At 61.2% G+C, this 9,870-nt stretch carries 7 protein-coding genes and 4 pseudogenes; all 11 read right to left on the reverse strand.

The genetic code is table 11. The features are described 5' to 3' along the window. Window positions 1-76: pseudogene (locus ACIF4X_RS25860) on the reverse strand (bifunctional 3-demethylubiquinol 3-O-methyltransferase/2-polyprenyl-6-hydroxyphenol methylase); the annotation flags it as partial. A 45-nt stretch (window positions 77-121) separates the two neighbouring features. Then, window positions 122-451: pseudogene (locus tag ACIF4X_RS25865) on the reverse strand (UDP-3-O-acyl-N-acetylglucosamine deacetylase); the annotation flags it as partial. Window positions 452-563: 112 nt separating this feature from the next. Then, window positions 564-1,760, reverse strand: a complete 1,197-nt coding sequence (gene ftsZ, locus ACIF4X_RS25870) for a cell division protein FtsZ (RefSeq protein ID WP_007916986.1) — start codon at window positions 1,758-1,760, stop codon at window positions 564-566. A 104-nt stretch (window positions 1,761-1,864) separates the two neighbouring features. Continuing rightward, window positions 1,865-3,124 carry a cell division protein FtsA gene (ftsA, locus tag ACIF4X_RS25875; protein ID WP_007916987.1) on the reverse strand — a complete coding sequence of 420 codons (1,260 nt, stop codon included), beginning with the start codon at window positions 3,122-3,124 and terminating at the stop codon, window positions 1,865-1,867. Window positions 3,125-3,139: 15 nt separating this feature from the next. Continuing rightward, window positions 3,140-4,006, reverse strand: a complete 867-nt coding sequence (locus tag ACIF4X_RS25880) for a cell division protein FtsQ/DivIB (RefSeq protein ID WP_007916989.1) — start codon at window positions 4,004-4,006, stop codon at window positions 3,140-3,142. A gap of 4 nt (window positions 4,007-4,010) precedes the next feature. Continuing rightward, a complete protein-coding gene (locus ACIF4X_RS25885; protein WP_122590023.1) occupies window positions 4,011-4,970 on the reverse strand; it encodes a D-alanine--D-alanine ligase in 960 nt (319 codons plus the stop codon). Then, window positions 4,967-6,427 carry a UDP-N-acetylmuramate--L-alanine ligase gene (murC, locus tag ACIF4X_RS25890; protein WP_077574475.1) on the reverse strand — a complete coding sequence of 487 codons (1,461 nt, stop codon included), beginning with the start codon at window positions 6,425-6,427 and terminating at the stop codon, window positions 4,967-4,969. Before murC ends, ACIF4X_RS25885 begins: the two co-directional genes overlap by 4 nt. Beyond that, window positions 6,420-7,490, reverse strand: a complete 1,071-nt coding sequence (gene murG, locus ACIF4X_RS25895) for an undecaprenyldiphospho-muramoylpentapeptide beta-N-acetylglucosaminyltransferase (protein WP_007916994.1) — start codon at window positions 7,488-7,490, stop codon at window positions 6,420-6,422. Before murG ends, murC begins: the two co-directional genes overlap by 8 nt. Beyond that, window positions 7,480-8,697: a putative lipid II flippase FtsW gene (gene ftsW / locus ACIF4X_RS25900; protein ID WP_007916996.1), complete on the reverse strand. Its 1,218-nt coding sequence runs from the start codon at window positions 8,695-8,697 to the stop codon at window positions 7,480-7,482. Before ftsW ends, murG begins: the two co-directional genes overlap by 11 nt. Continuing rightward, a pseudogene (murD, locus tag ACIF4X_RS25905) lies at window positions 8,694-9,776 on the reverse strand (UDP-N-acetylmuramoyl-L-alanine--D-glutamate ligase); the annotation flags it as partial. The gene ftsW and the pseudogene murD, both read right to left, overlap by 4 nt. 14 nt (window positions 9,777-9,790) lie before the next feature. Further along, a pseudogene (locus ACIF4X_RS25910) lies at window positions 9,791-9,870 on the reverse strand (hypothetical protein); the annotation flags it as partial.

Below are 9,870 nucleotides of genomic sequence, written 5' to 3' on the forward strand. Positions count from 1 at the left end.
GGCCGATGATGTCCTTGACGGTCAGGCCGGCCATGCGGCTCCAGGCGCCGAGTTCGGACGGGCGGATGAATTTCTTGGCGGCGTCCTGTTCTTCCAGGCCTGCCGATTGAATCAGGAATACGAAGGGTCCAGCGCTGCCATCCATGATCGGGACTTCGGACGCGGAGAGCTCGACGTAGGCGTTATCGATGCCCAGGCCAGCCATGGCCGAGAGCAAGTGCTCTACCGTGTCCACTTTCACGTCGCCGTTAATCAGCGTCGTCGACATAGTGGTTTCACCGACGTTTTCCGCGCGGGCAGGAATCTGCACCACAGGGTCGAGGTCAGCGCGACAAAACACAATGCCAGTGTCGACAGGCGCAGGCTTGAGGGTCAGATAGACCTTCTCACCGGAGTGCAGGCCTACACCTGTGGCACGGATAATATTTTTCAGTGTGCGTTGTTTAATCATGGCTTGGGCCGCTTCAGCGCAAATTGCGAACTGGTATCAACAAAGGCTGGCGATGATAGCAGACCATGCCTTTGCTGAACACCAATCACCTTCATAGCCCTGATACATTCCATCAATCGGCCTGACGACGCAGGAAAGCCGGGATGTCCAGGTAGTCCAGATCATCTTGCGGATTCATCTTCGCGGCAGCCGCAGCACCGGCCTGAGCCTGGTTGCGCATGACGGTCGGACGGTCCAGATCACGGTAGTTCACCGCTGGCGCTTCCTGACGGGCCGCAGCCGGTTGTTGCACCTGGGCGGAAGCCATGGAGGTGTGAACGGTGTTGTCGATGACCTTGACAGGCTTCTCGATTTTCGCGCCCAGACCCGTGGCAACCACAGTTACGTGCAGCTCGTCGCGCATGTCCGGGTCGATAACGGTACCGACCTTGACCATCGCGTGCTCGGAAGCGAAGGCTTCGATGATCGAACCCACGTCGGAGTACTCACCCAGGGACAGGTCAGGACCGGCGGTGATGTTCACCAGGATGCCGCGTGCGCCTTGCAGGTTCACGTCTTCCAGCAACGGGTTACGGATCGCCGCTTCGGTGGCTTCACGTGCACGGTTCGGACCGCTGGCGCAGCCAGTGCCCATCATCGCCATGCCCATTTCGCTCATCACGGTACGCACGTCGGCGAAGTCGACGTTGATCATGCCCGGACGCTTGATGATGTCGGAGATACCGCGAACGGCACCGGCCAATACATCGTCAGCCTTGGCGAAAGCCGACAGCAGGCTTGCGTCTTTACCGAGGATGGTCAGCAGCTTCTCGTTAGGAATGGTGATCAACGAGTCGACGCTTTCCGAGAGCATGCGGATGCCTTCATCGGCGATCTGCATACGCTTGCGGCCTTCGAACGGGAACGGACGCGTTACTACCGCAACGGTCAGAATGCCCATTTCCTTGGCCACTTCGGCGATGATCGGCGCAGCACCAGTACCGGTACCGCCGCCCATGCCAGTGGTGATGAACACCATGTTGGTGCCCTGCAGGACTTCGGCAATGCGCTCACGGTCTTCGAGAGCGGCCTGACGACCTACTTCAGGGTTGGCGCCAGCGCCCAGACCTTTGGTCACGCCGGTACCCAGTTGCAGAATGGTACGCGCGCCGATGTTTTTCAGCGCTTGAGCATCAGTGTTGGCGCAGATGAATTCAACGCCTTCGATGTTGCTCTTGACCATGTGATTGACAGCGTTGCCGCCGCCACCGCCAACACCGATAACTTTGATTACCGGGCTTGCGGGGATGTTGTCTACGAGTTCGAACATTTTCCCTCTCCTTACATTCTCTAGTTTTTTCGCCTACTGCATTTTTGTCGCGGTGCATCTACTGCTACTGCTTGCCGCTTGAAGCTTGACGCTTCGAGCTGCTTTTAAAAGTTGCCTTGAACCCACTTCTTCAATCGGTCCAGCAACGGCGCCTGTGGCTCTTCGTTGCTGTAGCTGTCGCGGCTGCCGATGCCGGAGAACGAAACCCCGTCGGACTGCTTTTGCAGGCCGTACATCAACAAACCAACGCCAGTGGAATAAATCGGGTTGCGCACCACGTCATCCAGACCTTTCACACCGTGCGGCACACCCAGGCGTACCGGCATGTGGAAGATTTCTTCGGCCAGCTCAGTGGCGCCTTCCATCTTCGACGTACCGCCGGTCAGCACGATGCCGGCCGGGATCAGGTCTTCGTAGCCACTGCGACGCAGTTCGGCCTGGATCAGGGTGAACAGTTCGTCGTAACGCGGCTCGACCACTTCGGCCAGGGCCTGACGTGACAGTTCGCGCGGTGGACGGTCGCCAACGCTTGGCACCTTGATGGTTTCGCCGGCACCGGCCAGTTTCGCCAGGGCGCAGGCGTAACGGATCTTGATTTCTTCGGCGTACTGGGTCGGAGTGCGCAACGCCATGGCGATGTCGTTGGTCACCTGATCACCGGCAATCGGGATCACCGCGGTGTGACGGATCGCGCCTTCGGTGAAGATCGCGATGTCGGTGGTGCCGCCGCCGATGTCGACCAGGCACACGCCCAGTTCTTTCTCGTCGTCGGTCAGTACCGAGTAGGCCGAGGCCAGTTGCTCGAGAATGATGTCGTCGATTTCCAGACCGCAGCGACGCACGCATTTTTCAATGTTCTGAGCGGCGTTGACGGCGCAGGTGACCACGTGAACCTTGGCTTCCAGACGCACGCCGGACATGCCCAGTGGCTCGCGCACGCCTTCCTGGTTATCGATCACGTAATCCTGCGGCAGGGTGTGCAGCACGCGCTGGTCAGCCGGGATCGCCACGGCCTGAGCAGCATCAAGCACACGCTCAAGGTCAGCCGAGCTGACTTCGCGATCACGGATCGCGACGATGCCGTGGGAGTTCAGGCTGCGGATGTGATTGCCCGCTACGCCGACGAACGCCGAGTGAATGCGGCAGCCCGCCATCAATTGGGCTTCTTCGATCGCGCGCTGGATCGATTGCACGGTGGACTCGATGTTGACCACCACGCCCTTCTTCAGGCCACGGGACGGGTGGGTACCGATCCCGACGATTTCCAGCGAGCCGTCGTCGGAGACCTCGCCGACCAGCGCCACCACCTTGGAGGTGCCGATATCGAGACCGACGATCATTTTGCCGCTTTGCACGTTTGCCATGGGTCCTGCCTCTTCTTAATTCTTTGCGACAGCGGGTTGGGCTGTCGTCGGCGCTACTGGTTCCCGCCAGCCAACAGCGAGGCCGTTGGCGTAGCGCAGATCGATGCGCGCAATGTTCGTAATCTGGTCTTTAAGCGTCTTGTCATAGATGGCGATAAAACGGCGCATCTTTTCCACCAGGTTGCCGCGTCCCAGCAGCAGCTCGATGCCGGGGCCGGAACTGCCGGCACCGGTGGTCAGGAACCAACTCCCGCGTTCACGCAATTCCAGGCGCGCAATCGAGAAGCCCAACGGCCGCAGCATCTGGCTCAGCACCTGATACTGCTGCATGACTTGCTGCTGAGCCCGTTGTGGACCGAACAGCTGTGGCAGGTGTTCGTAATTCGCCAGTTCCTTTGGCGTAAACGCCTGGCCCTGGTTGTTCAGCAACGACTCGTCGCCCCAACGCGCCACCGGCAGTTGTTCTTCGAGACGGATCACCACCTGGTCCGGCCATACCCGACGTACTTCGGCATGGGCAATCCACGGCATCTGCTCAAGCTCGGTGCGCATCCCCGCCAGGTCGATGGTGAAGAAGCTCGACGCCACGTACGGGGCGATCCGCTGCTGCACCGCTTGCTGGCTGATGTAGCTCAGGTCGCCCTGCACGGCGATCTTGGTGATCGGCCGGTCGGCGTACGGCAGCAAACGTGTTGCACCTTCGTAAGTACCAAAGCCCAGCACCACCAACAGCACCGGCCAGAACAGGCTCTTCAGAAAGCTGAAATTGGCTTTCGGCAGGCGCGCGGACATCGGCTCTTTCGCCACCATACGGCTGGCACCCCGTGGCACCGGCTTGCGGCCGGGTGCGGGAGGCTGATGTCGGAGCTGAGCGCCTTGCATCGTCTTAACCTCGAGCGTCTTCAACACTGGCGGCCAGAATGGCCAGGACCAGTTGCTGGAAATCCAGGCCGGCCGCACGGGCCGCCATCGGTACCAGACTGTGATCGGTCATGCCCGGAGCGGTGTTTACTTCCAGGAACCAGAACTGCCCGTCGGCGTCCTGCATCACGTCCGCCCTGCCCCAACCGGCAATACCCAGCGCCTCACTGGCCTTGGCCGTGAGATCCATGAGTTCCTTTTCCTTGGCGGCATCCAGCCCGCAGGGAATGCGGTACTGGGTATCGTTGGCGATGTACTTGGCGTCGTAGTCGTAGAACGTGTGCGGTGTACCCAGGGCGATAGGAGGCAACACCTGGTCACGCAGGGTGGCGATGGTGAACTCCGGACCTTGAATCCATTGCTCAACCAAGACTTGCGAATCGTAGGTACTGGCCGCTTTCCATGCGTCGATCAACTCGGACGCAGAACTCACTTTGGCCATCCCGATACTTGAACCTTCATGCGCCGGTTTGACGATCAAAGGGAAGCCCAGTTCCGTCGCCGCCGAAATACAATCGGCTTCGCTGCACAGCACGGCGTGACGCGGCGTCGGAATCCCGAGGCTGTGCCAGACCTGCTTGGTGCGCAGCTTGTCCATCGCCAGTGCCGAGGCGAGGATGCCGCTGCCGGTGTACGGAATGCCCGCCACTTCGAGCAGGCCCTGCATGGAGCCGTCTTCACCGCCACGGCCGTGAAGAATGATAAAGGCGCGATCGATCTTTTCGCTGAGCAGACGTTGCAGAATATCGTCGCCAACGTCGATGCCGAATGCATCCACGCCAGCGCTTTGCAGTGCGTCGAGCACGGCGTTACCGGATTTCAGCGAAACCTCACGCTCGGCACTCAGACCGCCAAAGAGCACGGCAACGCGGCCGAAGTCCTTCGGCGCGATGGTGGAAAACAGCTTGGCGTAGGCAGCAGTCATTTCAACTTCCCCTCGACCGACGCCGCCACGGCGCCAGCGAACAATTCACTTTTCAACAGCTTCGGCGCGAGACCGCCGATATCACCGGCGCCCTGACACAGCAGGATGTCGCCGGCACGCAGCAATGGCTTGACCAGCGGCGCCAGATCGACGCCACGCTCGATGTAGATCGGGTCGAGCTGACCGCGCTGGCGGATGCTGTTGCACAGCTTGCGGCTGTCGGCGCCCGGGATCGGCTCTTCGCCGGCCGGATAAACTTCCATCAGCAGCAACACGTTGGCGTCGGCCAGTACATTGACGAAATCGTCGTACAGGTCGCGCGTGCGGCTGTAACGGTGCGGCTGGTAGACCATCACCAGGCGGCGCTCCGGCCAGCCACCGCGTACAGCTTTGATCACCGCAGCGACCTCGGTCGGGTGGTGACCGTAGTCATCGACCAGCATCACGTTGCCGCCGTCCACCGGCAGTTCGCCGTAGACCTGAAAACGTCGACCGACACCCTGGAAGCCCGACAGGCCCTGAACAATGGCTTCATCACTGACGCCTTCGTCGGTGGCGATGCAAATGGTCGCCAGCGAGTTGAGTACGTTGTGGTTGCCGGGCATGTTCACCGACACGTCCAGCGGTTCACGATCCGGGCGCAGCACGGTGAAGAACGTCTGCATGCCTTGCTGGCGAATATTGATCGCGCGCACGTCAGCGTCTTCGCTGAAGCCATAGGTCACGGTCGGACGTTTCACCAGCGGCAGGATTTCGCGCACCACCGGATCGTCCAGGCACATCACCGCCAAACCGTAGAACGGCAGGTTGTGCAGGAACTCGACGAAGGTTTTCTTCAGTTTGTTGAAGTCACCGTCGTAGGTCGCCATGTGGTCGGCGTCGATGTTGGTGACCACGGCCACCAGCGGTTGCAGGTGCAGGAAGCTCGCATCGCTTTCATCGGCTTCGGCGATCAGGTAACGGCTGGTGCCGAGCTGGGCATTGGTGCCTGCGGCATTCAGACGGCCACCGATGACGAACGTCGGGTCCAGGCCACCGGCGGCGAACACCGAAGCGATCAGGCTGGTGGTGGTGGTTTTTCCGTGCGTGCCGGCGACGGCGATGCCGTGGCGATAGCGCATCAGCTCGGCGAGCATTTCAGCACGCGGCACCACCGGAATACGACGCTCAAGCGCGGTCGCGACTTCCGGGTTGGAGGTGTTCACAGCGCTCGACACCACCAATACATCGGCGGTCGCGGCGTTCTCGGCACGGTGGCCGATGAAGATGTGCGCGCCGAACGATTCCAGACGCTCGGTGACCGGCGAAGCTTTCAGGTCGGAACCGGACACTTCATAGCCCAGGTTCAACAACACTTCAGCGATACCGCACATGCCCACACCGCCGATGCCGACGAAGTGGATGCGACGGATGCGGCGCATTTCCGGTTGTGGCATGGCTTTCTGATTCTCAACCATGGGCCACCTCCAGACAGGTATCGACCACGCTACGGGTGGCATCGGGTTTCGCCAGACGGCGGGCCGCTTGGGCCATATCTTCGAGTCGTTGCGGTTGCATCAAGACCTCTGTCAGGCGCGCGGCAAGGTCCGCGGCACCAGTCGTTCTTTGCGGCATCAGGAAGGCAGCGCCTTCGCGGGCCAAATAATCGGCGTTGCGGGTCTGGTGATCGTCGATTGCGTGGGGCAAAGGCACCAGCATCGAGGGCAGACCGGCGGCAGCCAGCTCACTGATGGTCAACGCGCCTGCGCGGCACACCACCAGGTCAGCCCAGCCATAGGCTTGGGCCATGTCTTTGATGAACGGCTGCACCTGCGCTTCGACGCCGGCGGCGCGGTAGCGCTCTGCAGTCACTTCATCGTGGTTTTTGCCGGCCTGATGAAACACTTCCGGGCGCAAATCGGCAGCGACTTGGGCCAGAGCTTCAGGCAGCAATTTGTTCAACGGTTCTGCGCCCAGGCTTCCGCCGAGGATCAGCAAACGCGCTTTGCGACCGGCCAGGGCTGGTCGCGATGTGTCGAGGAACAGCTCGCTGCGCACCGGGTTTCCGGTGGTACGGCGGGTGTCCGACAGAGTAAAGGTGTCGGGGAACGCTTCACACACCCGGGCGGCGAACGGCACCAGCAACCGATTGGCGGTGCCGGCCACGGCGTTCTGCTCATGAACGATCACCGGCACACCGGCCAGTTTCGCGGCGAGGCCGCCGGGGCCAGTCACATAACCACCGAAGCCAACCACACACACCGGCTTCAAGCGACGAATGATCGCCCGCGCCTGCCACACCGATTTCAATAGCATGAACGGCGCCTTGAGCAGCGACAGCTTGCCCTTGCCGCGCAGGCCGGTAGCGTTGATCCGGTGCAGTTCAAGACCTGCCGCCGGCACCAGTTCGTTTTCAATTCCGCGTGGCGTGCCGAGCCAGTGCACGGTGTAGCCGCGCGCCTGAAACTCGCGGGCACAGGCCAGCGCAGGGAATACGTGGCCGCCGGTTCCGCCGGCCATGATCAATACGTTAGCGCCCATGATTCGGCTCCTCGGCGAAGTCGCTTTCATGGAATTCCATCTCTTCACTGCCCAAATGGGTTCGACTCTCCCACTCGATCCTCAGCAACAAGCCGAGACAGGCGCAGCAGATCACCAACGAGCTGCCGCCATAACTGAGGAACGGCAAGGTCAGACCTTTGGTTGGCAACAGACCGACGTTCACACCGATGTTGATCAGGAACTGACCAATCCACAGGAACGACAGACCGTAGGCCACATAAGCAGCGAAGAACTGTTTGGCTTTCTCCGCCCACAAGCCGATGTACATGCCGCGAATACACACGAACACGAACAGCGCGACGGTGCACAGCGAACCGACGGCGCCGAGCTCTTCGGCCAGTACCGAGAACACGAAGTCGGTGTGCGCTTCCGGCAGGTAAAACTGCTTCTGCACACTGTTGCCCAGGCCGACGCCGAGCCATTCACCGCGACCGAAGGCGATCAAGGCTTGCGACAGCTGATAGCCAGCGCCGAACTGGTCGGCCCACGGGTCAGCGAAGTTGGTCAGACGCGCCATTCGATACGGCTGCATCTGAATCAGCAAGACCACGGCACCGACCGCCAACACCACCATCAGCGAGAAGCGGAACAGTCCAACCCCGCCGAGGAATAGCATCGCCGCCGCAGCCCCCATCATTACGACGGTTGCACCGAAGTCCGGCTCCATCAGCAACAGGCCGGCCATCGGCAGCAGCACGATGAACGGCTTGAAGAAGCCCATCCAGCTCTCGCGCACTTCCTTCTGCCGCCGCACCAGATAACCGGCGAGGTAGATCACCACGAACACTTTGGCGATTTCGGATGGCTGCACGTTGAAGAAGCTGAAACCGATCCAGCGCATCGAACCGTTCACTTCGCGACCGATGCCGGGGATGATCACCATCACCAGCAAACCGAACGCACCGATCAGCATCAACCAGCCGAGGCGCTGCCAGGTAGCGATCGGAATCATCATGGTGACGATGCACGCGCCCAGGCCCAGCACCACATAAATAAGGTGGCGAATCATGTAATACAGCGGACTGCCCGACTGCGCGGCTGCCACTTCAGTGGACGCCGAGGCGATCATGATCAAACCGAGACCGAGCAACGCCAGGCAACCGGCGAGCATCGGGAAATCGAGGTCGATACCGCGCCCGGTGATGATCGGCGACGGATACGGTTTGATGATATTGCGCAGGCTCATGCCAGTTCCTCCACGGCGCGGACGAACTGGTGACCACGGTCTTCATAATTCTTGAACATGTCGAAACTGGCGCAGGCTGGCGACAGCAACACCACGTCACCCGGTTGGGCAGCGGCGCGGCATTGCGCTACGGCATCGACCAGCGAGGTCGCACGAATCAGCGGCACGGCATCACCGATGGCCTCACCGATCTTGTCGGAGTCGCGGCCCATCAGGATCACGGCGCGGCAATTGGCCGCCACCGGATCGCGCAGATCGTTGAATTCGGCACCCTTGCCATCGCCACCGGCGATGAGGATGACCTTGCCGTCGATGTCCGCGCCCAAGCCTTCGATGGCCGCCAGTGCGGCGCCGACGTTGGTGGCTTTGGAGTCGTTGTAGTAAGCCACGCCGTCAAGATCACGCACCCACTGGCAACGGTGTTCGAGACCGGCGAAGTTGCGCAGCGCCGCGAGCATCGCATCGAACGGCAGACCGACGGCATGACCCAGCGCCAATGCCGCGAGGGCGTTGGACTGGTTGTGCGCGCCACGAATCTTCAGTTCACGTACCGGCAGCAGGTTCTGGAATTCGAAAGCGAGGTATTTCTCGCCGTCTTCTTCGCGAATACCGAATGCCTTGAAATCCGGTTTGGTCAGGCCGAAGGTCCAGCACGGCTGGCCCTCGCCCATCAGCGGACGGCTCAGCGCGTCCTGACGGTTGACCACGAACTGCTTGGCACCACGGAAGATCCGGTGCTTGGCCAAGTGGTACGCCGGCAGACCGCTGTAGCGATCCATGTGGTCTTCGCTGATGTTCAGCACGGTGGCCACTTCAGCGTTGAGCTGGTCGGTGGTTTCCAGCTGGAAGCTCGACAGCTCCATCACGTACAGCTCGACGTCGTCGCTGAGCAGGTCCAGCGCCGGAGTGCCAAGGTTGCCGCCGACGGCAACGCGTTTGCCCGCCGCAGCCGCCATCTCGCCGACCAGGGTGGTGACGGTGCTTTTTGCGTTGGAACCGCTGATGGCCACGATCGGCGCCCGCGCGTTACGCGCGAACAGTTCGATGTCGCCGGACAGTTTCACGCCACGGGCCGCAGCGGCTTGCAGGGCCGGGGTCGCCAGCCGGTGCAGATGTCGAGGCTGCGCAGGCCCAGTTCATGGCCGACTTTCTTGGTGTATTTGTATTCTTCGG

This window comes from Pseudomonas sp. NPDC085632 (assembly GCF_044541255.1).
Taxonomy (GTDB): Bacteria; Pseudomonadota; Gammaproteobacteria; order Pseudomonadales; family Pseudomonadaceae; genus Aquipseudomonas.

Coding starts and splice junctions, on each gene's coding strand:
- ACIF4X_RS25880 (WP_007916989.1), bottom strand. CDS start 4,006: ATGCAAGGCGCTCAGCTCCGACATCAGCCTCCCGCACCCGGCCGCAAG.
- ftsW (WP_007916996.1), bottom strand. CDS start 8,697: ATGAGCCTGCGCAATATCATCAAACCGTATCCGTCGCCGATCATCACC.
- murG (WP_007916994.1), bottom strand. CDS start 7,490: ATGGGCGCTAACGTATTGATCATGGCCGGCGGAACCGGCGGCCACGTA.
- ftsZ (WP_007916986.1), bottom strand. CDS start 1,760: ATGTTCGAACTCGTAGACAACATCCCCGCAAGCCCGGTAATCAAAGTT.
- murC (WP_077574475.1), bottom strand. CDS start 6,427: ATGGTTGAGAATCAGAAAGCCATGCCACAACCGGAAATGCGCCGCATC.
- ftsA (WP_007916987.1), bottom strand. CDS start 3,124: ATGGCAAACGTGCAAAGCGGCAAAATGATCGTCGGTCTCGATATCGGC.
- ACIF4X_RS25885 (WP_122590023.1), bottom strand. CDS start 4,970: ATGACTGCTGCCTACGCCAAGCTGTTTTCCACCATCGCGCCGAAGGAC.